This is a genomic window from Kibdelosporangium persicum, assembly GCF_013280595.1.
In the GTDB taxonomy this organism is placed as follows: domain Bacteria; phylum Actinomycetota; class Actinomycetes; order Mycobacteriales; family Pseudonocardiaceae; genus Kibdelosporangium; species Kibdelosporangium persicum.
Genome location: NZ_JAAATY010000036.1, coordinates 18,178 through 34,354, shown reverse-complemented (window position 1 = coordinate 34,354; position 16,177 = coordinate 18,178). Strand labels below are relative to the sequence as shown.

The window sequence follows — 16,177 nt, the reverse complement described above, 5'->3', positions numbered from 1 at the left end:
CCTCGTGAGTGTTTATCCGTGTTCTAACCCTGATAAACACTCACGAGGGTTTATTTGAGTTGGGTGGAGGTTTTGCCGAGGAGACGGCGGGCCACGATGAGCTGCTGGATCTGTTGGGTGCCTTCGAAGATGTCGAGGATCTTGGCGTCCCGGGCCCACTTTTCCAGCAGGTTGTGTTCGGAGTAGCCGATGCTGCCGCACAGCTGGACGCAGCGGAGCGTGATCTCGGTGGCCACGCGGCCCGCCTTCGCCTTGGCCTCCGAGGCTTCCAGCGAGTTCGGCTTGGCGTTGTCGGCCATCCACGCCGCCCGCAACGTGAGCAGCTTCGCTGCCTCCCAGTCGGCTTCCAACGCGAGGTAGGCGGCGGCCGCGGCGGGCTGGCTGTCGGCGGGCTTGTCGTAGTCGACCTCGACACCGGCCTCGGCCAGCAATTCCGCTGTCTCTTCGAGAGCGGCCCACGCGAGGCCGACGGCCATCGCCGCGACCAGCGGACGGGTGTTGTCGAACGTCTGCATCACGCCGGCGAAACCCTTGTTGATGTCCGGGTCGCCGAGCAGGTTCGCCGCGGGCACGCGGCAGTCGGTGAAGCGGATCACCGCGGTGTCCGACGCGCGGATGCCGAGTTTGTTCTCCAGCCGCACCACTTCCATGCCCGGGGTGCCCTTCTCCACCACGAAGGACTTGATCGCGGCACGGCCCAGCGACCTGTCCAGAGTGGCCCAGACGACCACCGCGTCCGAGCGTTCCCCCGCGGTGACGAAGATCTTCTCGCCGTTGATGACGTAGTCGGAGCCGTCCTTGACGGCGGTGGTCTTGATCGCCGCGGAGTCCGAACCGGTGTCCGGCTCGGTGATCGCCATCGACGCCCACCGCTTGCCGAACCGGGCCAGCTGCTCCTCGTTGGCGACCGAGGCGATCGCCGCGTTGCCGAGACCCTGGCGCGGCATGGACAGCAGGAAGCCGAGGTCGCCCCAGCACAGCTCGATCGTTCCGAGCACAGTGGACATGTTGGCGCCGTTGCGAATCCCGGACCCCTTCTCGGTCCGGCGGACGCCGGAAGCGCCACCGCCGCCCTCGCCGGACGCGTTCACGCCGTCCAGCAGAGCCGCGAAGACGTCCAGTTCCTTGGGATACGTGTGCTCGGCCAGGTCGTACCTGCGGGAGTTCGGCCGGAAGATCTCGGCCGCGGCCTGGTGCGCCTGGTTGACCAACGCACCGAACTTCTTCGGGATCTCCAGGTTGATCACAGCAGCACCGCCCCTTCCATCAGGCCCACGGCTCGCAAGTCGCGGTACCACCGCTCCACCGGATGCTCCTTGACGAATCCGTGCCCGCCGAGCAGCTGCACGCCATCGCTGCCGATCGCCATTCCCTTGTCGGCACACAGTTTCCGGGCGAGCCCGACTTCACGGGCGAAGGACAAGCCCTGTTCGGCGCGGGACGCGGCCCGGTAGGTCACCAGCCGCATGCCGTCGAGCTCGATGGCGATGTCGGCGACCTTGAACGCCACGCCTTGCCTGTGGCTCACCGGTTCGCCGAAGGCGACACGCTCGTTCACGTAAGGAATCACGTAATCCAGTACGGCCTGCGCGGTTCCCACGGCCAGAGCGCACCAGCCAAGGCGGGAAAGCCTGACGCAGTCGGCGTAGACATCGCGCGAGCCACCGCCGAGCAGGGCCGAACGCGGGATGGTGACGTTGTCCAGCACGAGCCGTCCCATGGCGGCGGCCCGCAGGCCCATCGACGGCTCGGCCTCGATCACCACGTCCGACGATTCGACGAGGAACAGCGCGGGCGAGCCGTCCAGAGCGGCCGCGACCACGAATAACTCGGCTTCCGCGGCACGCGGGACCAGCGATTTCACGCCGTCCAGCCGGTAGCCCTCGGGTGTCCGGCGAGCCGTGGTCTCCAGGGAGAACGGGTCGAACAAAGGACGGGGTTCAAGCACGGCCAACGCCGCGGCCGGGACGTTCTCCCCGACAAAAGCGGGCAGGTACGTCGACTGCTGGTCCGCGTCACCCCACAGCACCAACGCATTGCTCACGGCCGAAGGCGCCAAGCAGGCGACCGCCAGGCCCATGTCGCCGTGCGCCAGGGCTTCAGCGATCAGCGCTCCGGTCACAGTGGACCGTTCACTGCCCGCGCCACCCAGTTCCTCCGGCACGCCGATCATGGTGATGCCCAGCTCGGCGGCTGTGCTGAGCAGCTCGGCCGGTGGTTTGCACGCCGTGTCGGCGTCCGCGGCGGCCGGTCGCAGCTGCTCGGTGGCGAACTCGGCGACCGTGTCCCGGATCATCTGCTGGTCTTCGTCGGGCGTGAGGTCGAACAGGCCCCGCTCCGGCGCGGCCGGCAGCCGGGCCGGTTTACCCAGCTTGCTGACCGCCTTGAACGACCTTGTGGCGGCGCCGAGCGTGCGGAAGCCGGTCCGGGTCGCGTGGAAAACGCCGCGCTCGATGGGCTTGTTCAGGCCGAGCCGCTGCACGAGCCGGGCGCCCGCGATGCGGTTGAGCACGGCGAGTGCGATCCCCATCGCATCCCGCTTGTGCCGGTCCACCATGTCACCAACTCCTCGCGTCCGAGTCTTAGCTACTCTAGAGTAGGTTCGACCCGGACGCGAGACCGGATCACGTGACGTCAGCCATCGGGGATGTCCCTGGCCGCGATGTACCCGAAGGTCATGGCCGGGCCAATGGTCGACCCCGCCCCGGCGTAACTGTGGCCCATCACCGCGGCGCTGGCGTTTCCGGCCGCGTACAGCCCGGCGATGACCGAACCGTCCGCGCGCAGCACCCGGGCGCGGGCGTCGGTCCGCATGCCGCCCTTGGTCCCCAGATCGCCTGGAACGATCTTGAACGCGTAGTACGGCGGCAGCCAGAGCGCCGCCAGACTGGACGACGGGAACACCGCCGGATCGGTGTAGTAGTGGTCGTACGCGCTGTCACCGCGCCGGTAGTCCTGATCTCTCCCGGTCACGGCGAACCCGTTGAACCGCGTGACCGTGGCACGCAGCGTCGCCGGTGGTACGCCGATCGCGGACGCCAGCCCTTCGATCGTCGACGCCTTCACCACGGCGCCCGAGTCGTACCAGGCCTGCGGGAACGGCAGCAGCGGCGCGACGTCCTTGAACAGGTAGCGGTTGCGGTAGTTCTGGTCGACGATCAGCCACGCCGGGATGCTTGCCTTGTCGTACATGACATGCACGACGTCGCCGTAGGGCGCGGCCTCGTTGACGAACCGCCGGCCGGTCGCGTTGATCATCAGCCCGCCCGGCAGGGTCCGCTCGGCCAGGCAGAAGTACGGCTGGTCCGGCAACGGGATCGCCGGTCCCCACCAGGCGTCGTCCATCAGGTCGACCGCGGCGCCGAGCCGTTGCCCCGCCTTGATCCCGTCGCCCGTGTTCTCCTTGGCGCCGACCGACCATCCGGTGGGTTGCCGTTGGTACTGCGCACGCATCGCCGCGTTGTGTTCGAACCCGCCGGACCCGATGATCACGGCCCGCGCCCGAAGAATCCCCTGCGGCGTCCGCACTCCCTTCACCACATCGTTTTCCACGTACAGATCGAGCAACGGCGTGGTCAGCAGGACGGGTACGTTCGCAGCCAGCAGGCCCGCCCGCAGACCTCCGGCAAGCGCCTGTCCCATGGTCAGCGGCTTCTTCCCGGCGGCCGCGGCGGCGGTCCCCCTGGCCAGGCACGCGGCGGCGACCGCGAGACCCCTGGCGTTCACGGCGGCCAGCGCCAGCCACTTGTAGTCGGCGCTGAACACCACCATTCCCGCCGGTGTCGCGATGTACGGCGGAGTGAGCCTGGCCAGTTCGGCGCCGAGGACGTTGCCGTCCAGCATGTCCGGCTCGATCGAGCGGCCGTTGGTCATCCCGCCGGGCAGTTCGGGGTAGTAGTCGCTGTAGCCCTCCATCCACCGGAACCGCAGTGGACTGTTGGCCATCACGAACTCCAGCATGGCCGGGCCGTGGTGCAGGAAGGCCTGTTGCCGCGCCGGCGGGACCGTCGCACCGACCACCGCCGACAGGTACGCGGCGGCCTTCTGGGGTGTGTCGGGCACACCGGCGGCCAGGATGACGCTGTTGTTGGGAATCCAGATTCCCGCGCCGGAGCGCGCCGCGGAGCCGCCGAACGTGGGCGCCTTTTCGATCACCACGGTCCGCAGGCCGCGTTTCGCGGCCGTGAGCGCGGCAGTCATACCCGCCGCGCCGGACCCGGCGACCACCACGTCGTAATCGCCGACCACCTCAGCCGAAGCCTGTCCAGGTGCGGCCAGGACAGCGAGTCCGGCCCCGGCAAGAACACTTCGTCGTGTCACTCCAGCCATGAGCCAGAATGTAGAACTTGTTTCAACACGGATTCAATCCAGCAAATGGCGCAGGCGACTCCGTCGTTGAAACACGTTTCATTGATCACGATGCGCGGCGAGGAAGGAATCGATCACCTGCCACGTGGTGTCCCGAGCGCCCCGGCCGGTCAGCACGCCGAGGTGACCGCCGGGGCACACCTCGAACCGGACTTCCGGCGAACTGCCGAGCAACCGCGTCACCCGGCGGACGGCGGGCTCCGGCGCGATCCCGTCGGTCGCCCCGGCGATCACCAGGACCGGGACCTCGATCCGGGACAGCGAGATCAACCGGCCGTCGACGTCCACGATGCCGTCGTGCAGATCGTTGCCGCGGAAGAACCGGTGGTACAGCTGACCGAAGGTCCGGCCGGGGTAGGCGATCATGTTCTCGGTGAACCGGTCGACCGCCTCGATCTGGGCGAGGAACTCCTTGTCGTCCAGGTGGGTCAGCATGGCCAGCGGCCTGGTCACGTACTTGTCCACTGAGGTCAGTTGGAACGCCCACCTGACGATCTGCCGCGGCGCGCCGCCGAGCAGGCGATAGGGCGCGGTCAGCAGCCAGCCGCCGGTCAGCTCGATCAACGGCCGCGCCGGGGCCACCAGCGGGATCGCGGTGAAGTCGATCGGGCTGGCGACCGTGGTGATCGACGCGATCGGCAGGTCGGCCCGGTCGGCCGTGGTGAGCAGGGACAGAATCCCGCCCAGGCACCAGGCGACGATGTGCACCGGACGCCCGCCCGCGTCCTGGCTGACCGTGCGGATGGTCCTGGGCAGCACCTCGTCGATCCAGTGCTCGATTCCCAAGCCACGGTCGGAGAACCTGACCGTGCCATAGTCCACAAGGTACGTCGGCAGGCCCTGCTGGACGAGGTGCTCGGCCAGGCTGCAGCCACGCCGCAGATCGAAGCACAGCGCGGGCGCGGCCAACGGCGGCACGAGCAGGACCGGGTCCCCGGCGCCGTCACCGGCCATCCGGTAGACCCACCGGTTGGGCCCGCGGTCCACCAGGGAACGTGGCGTCGGCCGCAGGTCGGCGACGCCACCGCGCAGCACCTTGTCCAGGACGTTGGACGCGGCCGCCGAAACATCGATCATGCGGCCATTATCGCAGCTAGCGGATGCCGGTGCGGCGAACGAGACGCAGCAGGGACCGCATCCCCTTGACATACCACCCGAACGGGAGCCAGCGCGGCGGAGTGGTCAGCGGGACGAGTTGCCGCGAGACGTTCTGCGCCTCGGTGTACTTCAGCAGGCCCTCGGTGCCGTTGCGCCGCCCGAGTCCGGAGTCCTTCATGCCGCCCATCGGCGCGTCCGCGCTGCCGAACCCGACGACGTGCCCGTCGTTGATGTTGACCGTGCCCGCCTTGAGCTGCGCGGCGACCAGTTCGGCATGGGACGTGGACTTGCTGAAGACACTCGCGTTGAGGCCGTACGAGGTGGCGTTCGCCCGGTTGATCGCCTCGGTGTCGTCCGCGACCCGGTGGATCGACACCACCGGGCCGAAGGTTTCGTTGTCGTAGCACAGCATTTCGGGCGTGACGTCGGTGAGGACAGTCGGTTCGTAGAAGAACGGGCCGAGTTCCGGTCGCGCCTTGCCGCCCGTCAGCACGGTCGCGCCCTTGGCCCTGGCGTCCTCGACGTGCCGGGTCACGGCCTCCAGTTGACGTTGCGACGTCAGGGAACCCATGTCCGCGCTGTAGTCGTACGCCGCCGCCAGGTTCATTCCGGTGACCTCAGCGAGGAAGCGCTGGACGAAGTCGTCGTACACGGCGGTGTGCACGAACAAGCGCTCGGGCGACATGCACAGCTGGCCCGAGTTGGAGAAGCACGTCTGCACGGCGCCGGCCACGGCCTGCGGCACGTTCGCGTCCGCCAGCACCAGCAACGGGTTCTTGCCGCCCAGTTCCAGCGAACACCCGATGAGGCGTTGCCCGGCACGGGCCGCGATCTCCCGGCCGGTGCGCGTCGAGCCGGTGAAGCCGACGTAGTCCGCGGTGTCCACAATGGCCGTACCGACCACCGGGCCGTCGCCGATCACCACCCGCAGCAACCCTTGCGGCAGCCCGGCCTGGTAGAGCAGGTCGACGCCGAACAACGTGCACAGCGCGGTCTGCGTGTCCGGCTTGAGAACTACCGCGTTCCCGGCGATCAGCGCGGGGATGAGGTCGGTGAACGCCAACGCGAACGGGTAGTTCCACGGCGTGATGATCCCGACGACGCCCTTGGGCACGCGCAGTTCCGTGGTCTTGACCAGACCGGGCATCATGCCCTGCCTGCGTTGCGGGGCAAGGAGTTTCGGTGCTTTGCGGGCGTAGTAGCCGACCGTCACCAGCGGCGCGGACACTTCCAGGAACGCGTCCTTGCGGGACTTCCCGGTCTCCGCCTGCAGGATGTCCAGCAGTTCCTCGGTGTGGCCGAGCAGCAGCCCGTGGAACCGTTCGAAGATCGGAATCCGGTCCTCGACGGCGACGTTCGCCCAGAGCCGCTGTGCCTCGCGGGCGGCTTCGACCGCTTCGGCGACGTCCCGCGGGGACGAACGCGGCACTTTGGCCAGAGTGCCGCCGGTGAACACGTTCACCGTGCCGAAACTGTCCCCTGTGGACGCTGAGACCCGCTCGCAGAGCCTGGCGACCAACGCGTCGGTGATCATTTCGGGGATCATTTCCGCATCCCATGCGCCTCGTCGGCCGCGGGCGCGCTGGCCGCGGCACGTGATTCGTACGCCGCGCGGTCAGCCGGGTCGGCGTCCGCCAGCACCCGATCACCTTTGAGCTGCCGCACGATCCACTCGCCCGCCGCGCGCGGCAACAGGTGGGCGACCCGGTTGATCGTGCCGACCGACTTGGGCACGTACACCTCGAACCTGGGGTTCTTCAGGGCGTTCACGGTCGCCTGCGCGACCTGTTCCGGCGTCGCGGTCTTGACGAACGCGGCGGGTTTGACGCCCGCCGTCAGCTCGGTGGCCACGATCGCGGGCATCACCAGCGTGAACTCGATGCCCGAACCGCGCAGTTCCATCCGTACCGCCTCGGTCAGGCCGACGACACCGTGCTTGGTCGCGCAATACGTCGCGGCGCCGGGAAAGCCGCCCTTGCCTGCGGCGGACGCGACGTTCACGATGTGCCCGGTCGCGCGCGGGCGCATGCGTTTGATCGCCTCGCGGGTGCCGTGGATGACGCCATGCAGGTTGATCTCCAGCTGGTGCATGGTCGAGACGTCGTCCTCGTCCTCGAACCGGCCCAGCGGCATGATCCCGGCGTTGTTGATCAGTACGTCGATCGGTCCCTGACGGCTTTCCGCCTCGTCGAGGAACTTGGTGAAGCCCGCCGCGTCGGTGACGTCCACGTGCAGCGCCGTCGCGCCGAGCCGGTCCGCGGTCGCCTCGGCCATCGCCAGGTCCAGGTCGCCGATGACGACCTTGGCACCCTCTCTGACCAGCGCCCGCGCCATGGCCGCGCCGATCCCGCGCGCACCTCCGGTGACCACAACGACCTTGTCCCGCAGCGAACGTGCCACGCCGCACCTCCGGCTCGCCGAGTAGTGCAAACTAACATACACACTTGCAGGTATTGTTGCCCCCATGCCGGCGACAAGGACCTCAAAAACCGGCCGCACGCAGGAAGAACGCAGCGCGGCCATGCGCGCTCGACTGCTCGACGCGACCATCGACTGCCTCGTCGAACACGGCTACTCCGGCACGACGACCACCCGCGTGGCCGAACGCGCGGGCGTCACCCGCGGCGCCCAGGTGCACCACTTCCCCACCAAGGCCGACCTGGTCACCGCGGCCGTCCGCGACGTCGCCGCCCGCCGGGCCCGGCTCGCCTTCGCACGAATGGACGAACTGGCCGCGTCCACCGACCCGATCGGCGACACCCTCGACCTGCTCTGGGAGATCCACCAGGGCCCGATCTTCGCCGCGAGCACGGAACTGCTGCTGGCCGCCCGGACCGACCCGGCCCTGCGCGCCCTGGTCGCCGAGGTCGAACCGGAGATCAGCGAGGTGATCGTCGAGTTCGGCAGGCGCCTGTTCGGTCCCCAGGCGGACACTTCGGCCTTCCGCCATTACGCGTACACCGCGATGGACACTGTGCGTGGGCTGCTGGTCGGCAGTTGGGCGTACCCCGACGACTCACACCTCGACGCCCGTTGGCAACGCGCCAGGGCTTGCCTGCGTCAGCTGGCCCCCGCGGAACTCACCGTCCGCTAGGGCTGGCCCCACCCGTGCTTCGGGGGTGCGCCTGATGGTTGGCGAACCCCGCTCACCGCCAGGCTTGGCGGATGTCAAGGACTCGTCGGAATTTCCTCACGCTGACAGCGGCGGGAGTCGCCTCGCTGGGCACCGCGGGCACCGCGGAGGCGGCCCAGCGGATCACTCCATTGCGGGTCACGACGTGCGTCGGCACCTTCGAAGCGGTCGCGGCCGGGCCGCGCAACGGCAGGAAAGTCCTTCTGCTGCACGGATTCCCCGAGCTCGGCCGGGAGTGGGATGAGCAGCTGCGGGCCTTGGCGGCCGCCGGGTACCGGGCTGTGGCGCCGGACATGCGAGGGTACTCGCCGGGCGTGCGGCCGCCGGAAGTCGAGGACTACTGGCTGGACTACGGCGTCAACGACGTGGTGGCGATCGCGGACGCGTTGGGGTGGCGCAAGTTCGACCTCGTCGGGCATGACTGGGGCGCGGCGGTCGCGTGGATCGCGGCGGCCCGGTACGCGCATCGGGTCCGGACGTTGACCGCGGTCTCCGTGCCGCATCTCGGCGCGTTCGCCGAGGCGCTGCGGGTCGATCCCGCCCAACGGGAGGCGTCGAAGTACGTGGACGGCTTCCGCAGGCCCACGCCGATCCCGGAGACCGAGATCCTGAACAGCGGCAAGCTCACCCTGCGTGGCGTGCCGCAACACAAGTGCGACATCTACTACGAGCGGCTGTCCGAGCCGGGCGCGTTGACGGCCGCGTTGAACTGGTACCGGGCCAACGACTTCACTGGCTACGAGCAGCGTGTCGCGCTGCCGACGTTGTTCATCGCGAGCACCGAAGACCCGTTCGTGGCGCCCTACGGCGTACAGCGGACACACGATTGGGTGACTGGGCCTTACCGGCTGGAAGTGCTGGACGGGATAGGCCACAACGTGCCGGAGGAGGCAGCGGAGACGACATCCGCGCTGTTGCTGAGTCACCTCGAAAGGTTCTAGATTCACAGACATGAAGCGATCAGCGTGGATCGTTGTCGTGTCCCTGTTCGCCGGACTTCTCATGCCCGCGCCCGCCGCTGCCGCGGCCGCGCGTACGCCGCAGGACTGCGCGGCCGCGTTGGACTGCACGGCCGAGGAGATCAACTTGATGAGCATGCCCGACCGGCTGGAGCTGGTCCGGCTGATGCAGCGCGGGCCCGCCGCCGAGCTCGGCGCGACCGACCGGTGGCGCAACATCGAGGGCGTGATCATGTTCTTCCGCGACCACGGGATGGGCGCACCCGGCACGTGGGTGTCCTACGTGGACGCCGGGATCGTCGAAGGCATCGAACGGGGGATCGCGATCGCACTCGGCCGGTCAGAGGACGAGTTCGGCAATCCCGGTTCGCGCGGATGGGCGATTTATCTGACCCGGCTGCGTGCCGGGGAACTGACCGCACGCAATGTGCACGACAAAGCGTGGAGCGAGGCCGAACAGGCAGCGACCGATCACGGTGTCGCGATAGCCGAGAAAGTGCACGGGATCAAGCCGGTCGCGGCCGAACGCCGGTTCTTCCTGTACTCCGAGTTCTACCGGTGGACGCTGCGCAACCGGCCGGCCGTGCTCGACCTGCTCGCCGTCTACGGCGGACTGATCCACCCTGACCTGGCCCGCCAGCGTGTGCCGTTCCTGGACTGGTTCACCGACGTGCGCGAATCCGTCCCCGCGCGGAAAGGCTGCGAAGTCGCCTACGCGACCGCCCGGCTTGACCCGATTGCCGGATTGTTCAGCACGGTCGACCTGCTCCTGGCGTACCTGCCGGAGTTGTTCGAGGAGTACAACGCGGCCCGATAGTGTCCGAAAATCACAATGCTGGGTCTCGCGGTCAGGCCTAGCATCGGTTGACATGGGCAACCAACAGGCCCTGATGGGCCACGAGCGGGCTGCGGCGACATTACGTGACCAGTACGCGGCGTTGCCGCACGGGACTCCGGTCCGGCTGGCCAAGTCCACGTCGAACCTGTTCCGGTTCCGTGACCCGGCCACGCGGACGCTGGACGTCAGCCGCTTCGCGGGAGTGCTCAGCGTCGACGCCGAGGCGCGAACCGCCGACGTCGGCGGGATGACGACGTACGAAGACCTCGTCGACGCCACGCTGCCGTACGGCCTGATGCCGTTGGTCGTCCCGCAGCTCAAGACGATCACGCTCGGTGGCGCGGTGGCGGGCCTGGGCATCGAGTCGACATCGTTCCGCAACGGCCTGCCGCACGAATCCGTGCTGGAAATGGAGATCCTCACCGGCGACGGCCGGATCGTGCGCCTGGCACGCGGCGACGAACTGTTCCGGGGCTTCCCCAACTCCTACGGCACCTTCGGGTACGCGCTGCGGCTGAAGATCGAGCTCGAACCGGTGTCACCGTACGTCGAACTGCGGCACGTCCGGTTCGACGACCCGGCCGTGATCGCCGAACACACCGACGCCGACTTCCTGGACGGCACGGTGTTCGGTCCCGGCGAGCAGTACCTGACCATCGGCCGATTTGTCGACAAACCGACATTTCGACCGAGCGACTACACCGGCCAGGACATCTTCTACAAGTCCATCCGGGAGCGGACGGCAGACCTGCTGACCATCCGGGACTACCTCTGGCGCTGGGACACCGACTGGTTCTGGTGCTCCCGCGCGTTCGGCGCCCAGATCCCGTGGGTCCGACGGCTGTGGCCGAAGAAGTACCTGCGCTCGGACGTCTACCGCAAGCTGGTCGCGCTCGACCGCAGGTACGGCGTGACCAGCCGCGCCCGGCGGATCAAGGGCGCGCCCGACCGGGAACCGGTGATCCAGGACGTGGAGATCCCGCTGGGCAGGGTCGGCGAGTTCCTTGAGTTCTTCCACCGGGACATCGGCATCAGCCCGGTCTGGCTGTGCCCGATCAAGCTGCGCGACGCTCAGACGTGGCCGCTGTACCCGATGGACCCGGACACGCTGTACGTCAACGTCGGGTTCTGGGCGACCGTGCCCCTGCGGCCCGGCCAGCGACCAGGGCACCACAACCGCCTGATCGAGCAGGTCGTGACCGACCTCGGCGGGCACAAGTCGTTGTACTCGGAGTCCTTCTACTCGCGCGAGGACTTCTGGCGGTTGTACGACGGGGAGCGGTATCGCGACCTGAAACTCCAGTTCGATCCGGACGGTCGGTTGCCCGACCTCTACGACAAGTGCGTGCGGGGTAGTTAGATGCGAATCGCGGAAGCCATCTATGAGGTGACCGGCCCTGAGGTGCCGGTCGAGTTCGTCGCCTACGACGGCAGCCGGGCCGGCGCGCCGGACGCCGAAGTGCGCGTGGACGTGCGGTCACCGCTCGCCCTGTCGCACATCGCCAGCGCACCCAACAGCCTCGGGCTGGTCCGGGCGTACGTGACGGGCGCGCTGGAGATCGTCGGCGACATGTACACGGCGCTGGCCGCCCTGCCGGAGGTCAGGCTGCGGGAGGTCCCGGCGTCGCTGCGGGTGAAACTGGCGGCGAAACTGGCCGGGGCGAGGCTGCTGTGGCCGACCAGGCCGCCGAAGCAGGAACGGCGCCTGGCCGGGGAGCGGCACTCCCGCATGCGGGACGCCGAGGCGATCTCGCACCACTACGACGTGTCCAACAAGTTCTACGAATGGGTCCTCGGTCCTTCGATGGCGTACACGTGTGCCGTCTACGAGAACGAGAACTTCACCCTCGAAGAGGCGCAGTACGCCAAACACGACCTGGTCGCCCGCAAACTGGCGCTACGGCCGGGAATGCGCCTGCTCGACGTCGGCTGCGGCTGGGGCGGCATGGTGATCCACGCGGCGAAGCACTACGGCGTACAAGCTCTTGGCGTGACCCTGTCGGCGAACCAGGCGGAATACGCCCAGAAGCGCATCGCGCAGGAAGGCCTCGGCGACCTGGCGGAGGTCCGTCACCTGGACTACCGCGCCGTGCGGGAGACCGACTTCGACGCGATCAGCTCGATCGGCCTGACCGAGCACATCGGCGACGCGAACCTGGCGTCCTACTTCGACCTGCTCTACAGCAAGCTGAGGACCGGCGGCCGTATCCTGAACCACTGCATCACCAGACCGGACAACCTGCGGGACGCGCAGACCCGCAGCTTCATCAACCGGTACGTGTTCCCCGACGGCGAACTGCTCGGCCCAGGCCGGATTCTGTCCCAGATGCACGACACCGGCTTCGAAGTGCGGCACGAGGAAAACCTCCGCGAGCACTACGCGCGGACACTGGCGGCCTGGTGCGCCAACCTGGAGCGGCACTGGGCCGAAGCCGTCCAGGAAGTCGGCCCGCACACCGCACGGGTCTGGCGCCTGTACATGGCAGGCTCGCGCCTCGGCTTCGACCGCAACTGGATCCAGCTGCACCAGATCCTGGGCGTGAAAACCGACAGCCGCGGCTACAGCGGAATGCCCCTCCGCCCCGACTGGTGACAAACCCCCACGTCCCCCTCGTGAGTGTTTGTCAGGGTTAGAACACGGATAAACACTCACGAGGGGTGAGCTGGGGTTATTGCCAGGGGCGGGTGAGGCCGAGGTCCCGGGCGATCAGCATGCGCTGGACTTCGCTCGTGCCTTCGCCGATCTCCAGGATCTTCGCGTCACGGTAGAAGCGGCCGACCGGGAACTCGTTCATGAAGCCGTACCCGCCGAAGATCTGCGTGGCCTCACGGGCGTTGTCCATGGCTGCCTCGGACGAGACGAGCTTGGCGATCGCGGCCTGTCGCTTGAACGGCTGCTTGCGCAGCATCCGCGCCGCCGCGTCGTAGTAGGCCAGCCTGGCGACGTGGGTACGGGCCTCCATGTCGGCGATCTTGAACTGGATCGCCTGGTACTCACCGATCTTGTGGCCGAACGCCGCACGCTCGGCGACGTACCGGACGCACTCGTCCACGCACCCCTGCGCCAGTCCCACGGAAAGCGCCGAAATGGCCACCCTGCCCTCATCCAAAGTGGACAGGAACTGGGCGTATCCCCGCCCTTCCTCGCCGAGCAGGTTCGATGCCGGGACCACGCAGTCCGCGAAAGACAGCTCACGCGTGTCCGAGGCACTCCAGCCGACCTTGGAGTACTTCTTCGACACCGCGAAGCCGGGCGTGCCGGAAGGGATGATGATCGCCGAGATCTGCTTACGGCCGTCTCGTTCACCGGTCACGGCCGTCACGGTCACCAGGCGGGTGATGTCCGTGCCGGAGTTGGTGATGAACGCCTTGGTGCCGTTGACAACCCACGAGTCACCGTCACGCCGGGCAGTCGTCCGGGTCGCGCCCGCGTCCGAACCACCGCCAGGCTCGGTCAGCCCGAAGGCACCCAGTGCTTCACCGGAGACCAGCGACGGCAGCCATTGCTCCCGCTGCTCCGGCGTGCCGAAGCGGTAGATCGGCATGGCACCGAGCGAAACGCCGGCCTCCAGGGTGATCGCGACCGACGAGTCGACCCGGGCCAGTTCCTCCAGAGCCAGGCACAGGGCGAAGTAGTCGCCGCCCATTCCGCCGACCGACTCCGGGAAAGGCAGGCCGAACAGGCCCATCCGGCCCATCTTGGCGACGATCTCGTACGGGAACTCGCACCGTTCGTAGTAGTCGCCGATCACCGGCGCGACTTCTTCCCTGGCGAACTCCCGCACCGTTTTGCGCAGCGCCTCGTGCTCTTCCTCGAGCCGGAAGTCGATCATGTCTGCTCCTCGGGGATTACCAGGGCAAGGGCTTGGTTCAGCGCGACCTGTTGGCCCGCTTGCACATGCAGCTCGGTAAGCACGCCGTCGACCGGTGCGGCGATCGTGTGCTCCATCTTCATCGCCTCGACGACGAGCAACGGCGTGCCCGCGGCGACCCGGTCACCGACGGATGCCTTGACGACAAGCACTGTCCCGGGCATGGGGCTGGTGATCGGACCGCCCTCCGCGCCGGAAACCGAGGATTCCTCCAACAGCGAGTGCTCGGCGACGGACCACGTGAACCCGTCCGAAGCCAGCCACAGCACGGAACCCGACTTGGCACGCCGGTAGCGGTACGTCCGGCCGTCGTAAGTCAGCCGCAGCTCCGACCCGGAAACGGACGCGACCGCGGGCAAAGGCGCCGAGGAGCCCACCGAGACGAAGCCGTCCACCACCCGGACGGTCACCTGCCGGTCGCCGGAATCCAGGCGCACCGAGAAACCGGCCGAACCGCCGATACGCCAACCGGAAGGAACGTCCCACGGGTCGACGACCGGCCCGGACGGCTGCATGGCCAGCAGCTCGTCCATCGCCGCGGCCACGAAGACATGGTCCGGAGTGGACTGTGTGAAAGCCGCCCGCCGGGAGACCAACTGCGTGTCCAGACGACCGGCCACGACATCAGGATCGGCAAGCAGATCACGCAGATAAGCCACGTTCGTGCCGACGCCGAGCACGGCCGTGTCCGCCAAAGCCGCCGACAACCGGCCCAACGCCTCGCTCCGGGTCGGTGCCCATGCGATCACCTTGGCCAGCATCGGGTCGTAGTCCGAGCCGACGACGCTGCCGACACGCAAACCGGAGTCGACACGGACGCCGTCCGGCTCGACGACATCCAGCACGGTGCCACCGGTCGGCAGGAAGTCCCGGGACGGGTCCTCGGCGTAAACCCGGGCCTCGACCGCGTGCCCGGTCAGCTCGACGGACGACATCGGCAACCGTTCGCCCGAAGCGACCCGCAGCTGCCACTCGACCAGGTCCAAGCCGGTCACCAGTTCGGTCACCGGGTGCTCGACCTGCAGCCGGGTGTTCATCTCCATGAAGAAGAACTCGTCCGGCCGGTCCGCCGACACAATGCACTCCACGGTCCCGGCGCCGGTGTAACCGACGGCACGGGCCGCGTCGACCGCCGAAGCACCCATCCGGGAGCGCATGTCCGCGGTGAGCAACGGTGAAGGCGCTTCCTCGATGATCTTCTGGTGCCGCCGTTGCAGGCTGCATTCCCGCTCGCCGAGGTGGATCACGGTGCCGTGGTTGTCCGCCAGCACCTGGATCTCGATGTGCCGGGGCCGCTGCACGAACCGCTCGATCAGCAGCGTGTCGTCGCCGAAGGAGCCGAGCGCCTCACGACGTGCCGACTCGATCGCGGCCGCGAGATCGGACTTCTGGGTGACCAGGCGCATCCCCTTGCCGCCGCCACCGGCCGAAGGCTTCAGCAGCACCGGAAAGCCGATCTCGGCGGCCGCGGAGACCAGATCGGCGTCCGTCATGCCGGGCTCGGTGCGCCCGGGAACGACCGGAACACCGGCGGCCATCACGGTCTGCTTGGCGCGGATCTTGTCGCCCATCGCGTCGATCGCGCCGACCGGCGGGCCGACGAACACCAGGCCCGCGTCCGCGCACGCCCGCGCGAAGTCGACGTTCTCCGCCAGGAAGCCGTATCCGGGGTGGACGGCCTCGGCACCGGAGGACACCGCCGCCTCGATGATCCTCGGGATCGACAAGTAGCTCTCCCGCGCGGCCGCCGGTCCGATGCGGACGGCGGTGTCGGCTTCGAGCACGTGCCGAGCGCCGGCATCCGCGTCGCTGTACACGGCGATCGAGCGCACGCCGATCCGCCGCAGCGTCCGGGCGATCCGGACGGCGATCTCGCCGCGGTTGGCGATCAGGACTCGCTGGAACATCG

General features: G+C 68.2%; 13 protein-coding genes. 5 read left to right on the top strand and 8 right to left on the bottom strand.

Annotated elements, in window-relative coordinates:
- Positions 1-50: 50 nt before the first annotated feature.
- The 6 genes from GC106_RS39915 to GC106_RS39890 form a co-directional block, all read right to left on the bottom strand.
- Positions 51-1,247 carry an acyl-CoA dehydrogenase family protein gene (locus tag GC106_RS39915; RefSeq protein WP_173141353.1) on the bottom strand — a complete coding sequence of 399 codons (1,197 nt, stop codon included), beginning with the start codon at positions 1,245-1,247 and terminating at the stop codon, positions 51-53.
- Positions 1,244-2,530, bottom strand: a complete 1,287-nt coding sequence (locus tag GC106_RS39910) for an acyl-CoA dehydrogenase family protein (protein ID WP_173141436.1) — start codon at positions 2,528-2,530, stop codon at positions 1,244-1,246. The genes GC106_RS39915 and GC106_RS39910 overlap by 4 nt, the downstream gene beginning before the upstream one ends.
- A 104-nt stretch (positions 2,531-2,634) precedes the next feature.
- Entirely contained in the window at positions 2,635-4,329 is a 1,695-nt protein-coding gene (kstD, locus tag GC106_RS39905) for a 3-oxosteroid 1-dehydrogenase (RefSeq protein WP_173141351.1), read from the bottom strand.
- Positions 4,330-4,407: 78 nt separating this feature from the next.
- Positions 4,408-5,445, bottom strand: a complete 1,038-nt coding sequence (locus GC106_RS39900; protein WP_173141349.1) for an alpha/beta fold hydrolase — start codon at positions 5,443-5,445, stop codon at positions 4,408-4,410.
- Positions 5,446-5,461: 16 nt separating this feature from the next.
- Positions 5,462-7,012, bottom strand: a complete 1,551-nt coding sequence (locus tag GC106_RS39895) for a succinic semialdehyde dehydrogenase (RefSeq protein ID WP_173141347.1) — start codon at positions 7,010-7,012, stop codon at positions 5,462-5,464.
- On the bottom strand, positions 7,009-7,866 hold the full coding sequence (locus GC106_RS39890) for an SDR family oxidoreductase (RefSeq protein ID WP_312873252.1): 858 nt from the start codon (positions 7,864-7,866) through the stop codon (positions 7,009-7,011). The genes GC106_RS39895 and GC106_RS39890 overlap by 4 nt, the downstream gene beginning before the upstream one ends.
- A gap of 64 nt (positions 7,867-7,930) precedes the next feature.
- Here GC106_RS39890 and GC106_RS39885 point away from each other — a divergent pair, with 64 nt between their 5' ends.
- From GC106_RS39885 to GC106_RS39865, 5 genes are all read left to right on the top strand, one after another.
- Positions 7,931-8,560, top strand: a complete 630-nt coding sequence (locus GC106_RS39885; protein WP_312873251.1) for a TetR/AcrR family transcriptional regulator — start codon at positions 7,931-7,933, stop codon at positions 8,558-8,560.
- A gap of 71 nt (positions 8,561-8,631) precedes the next feature.
- Positions 8,632-9,540: an alpha/beta fold hydrolase gene (locus GC106_RS39880; protein ID WP_173141343.1), complete on the top strand. Its 909-nt coding sequence runs from the start codon at positions 8,632-8,634 to the stop codon at positions 9,538-9,540.
- 10 nt (positions 9,541-9,550) lie between these two features.
- Positions 9,551-10,375 (top strand): hypothetical protein, encoded by an 825-nt coding sequence (locus GC106_RS39875; RefSeq protein ID WP_173141341.1) that lies wholly within the window; start codon positions 9,551-9,553, stop codon positions 10,373-10,375.
- A 52-nt stretch (positions 10,376-10,427) separates the two neighbouring features.
- Positions 10,428-11,756, top strand: coding sequence for an FAD-binding oxidoreductase (locus tag GC106_RS39870; RefSeq protein ID WP_173141337.1), 1,329 nt, complete (start codon positions 10,428-10,430; stop codon positions 11,754-11,756).
- Positions 11,757-12,989: an SAM-dependent methyltransferase gene (locus tag GC106_RS39865; protein ID WP_173141335.1), complete on the top strand. Its 1,233-nt coding sequence runs from the start codon at positions 11,757-11,759 to the stop codon at positions 12,987-12,989.
- Positions 12,990-13,065: 76 nt separating this feature from the next.
- Here GC106_RS39865 and GC106_RS39860 read toward each other — a convergent pair whose 3' ends face one another.
- Positions 13,066-14,229 carry an acyl-CoA dehydrogenase family protein gene (locus GC106_RS39860; protein WP_173141333.1) on the bottom strand — a complete coding sequence of 388 codons (1,164 nt, stop codon included), beginning with the start codon at positions 14,227-14,229 and terminating at the stop codon, positions 13,066-13,068.
- A complete protein-coding gene (locus tag GC106_RS39855; protein ID WP_173141331.1) occupies positions 14,226-16,175 on the bottom strand; it encodes an acetyl-CoA carboxylase biotin carboxylase subunit in 1,950 nt (649 codons plus the stop codon). Before GC106_RS39855 ends, GC106_RS39860 begins: the two co-directional genes overlap by 4 nt.
- Positions 16,176-16,177 lie beyond the last annotated feature (2 nt).

Bases quoted from the DNA above. Each gene is read 5' to 3' on its own strand.
- GC106_RS39895 (WP_173141347.1), bottom strand. From the start codon at position 7,012: ATGATCCCCGAAATGATCACCGACGCGTTGGTCGCCAGGCTCTGCGAG.
- GC106_RS39900 (WP_173141349.1), bottom strand. From the start codon at position 5,445: ATGATCGATGTTTCGGCGGCCGCGTCCAACGTCCTGGACAAGGTGCTG.
- GC106_RS39880 (WP_173141343.1), top strand. From the start codon at position 8,632: ATGTCAAGGACTCGTCGGAATTTCCTCACGCTGACAGCGGCGGGAGTC.
- GC106_RS39855 (WP_173141331.1), bottom strand. From the start codon at position 16,175: ATGTTCCAGCGAGTCCTGATCGCCAACCGCGGCGAGATCGCCGTCCGG.
- GC106_RS39910 (WP_173141436.1), bottom strand. From the start codon at position 2,530: ATGGGGATCGCACTCGCCGTGCTCAACCGCATCGCGGGCGCCCGGCTC.
- kstD (WP_173141351.1), bottom strand. From the start codon at position 4,329: ATGGCTGGAGTGACACGACGAAGTGTTCTTGCCGGGGCCGGACTCGCT.
- GC106_RS39885 (WP_312873251.1), top strand. From the start codon at position 7,931: ATGCCGGCGACAAGGACCTCAAAAACCGGCCGCACGCAGGAAGAACGC.
- GC106_RS39865 (WP_173141335.1), top strand. From the start codon at position 11,757: ATGCGAATCGCGGAAGCCATCTATGAGGTGACCGGCCCTGAGGTGCCG.
- GC106_RS39875 (WP_173141341.1), top strand. From the start codon at position 9,551: ATGAAGCGATCAGCGTGGATCGTTGTCGTGTCCCTGTTCGCCGGACTT.
- GC106_RS39870 (WP_173141337.1), top strand. From the start codon at position 10,428: ATGGGCAACCAACAGGCCCTGATGGGCCACGAGCGGGCTGCGGCGACA.
- GC106_RS39860 (WP_173141333.1), bottom strand. From the start codon at position 14,229: ATGATCGACTTCCGGCTCGAGGAAGAGCACGAGGCGCTGCGCAAAACG.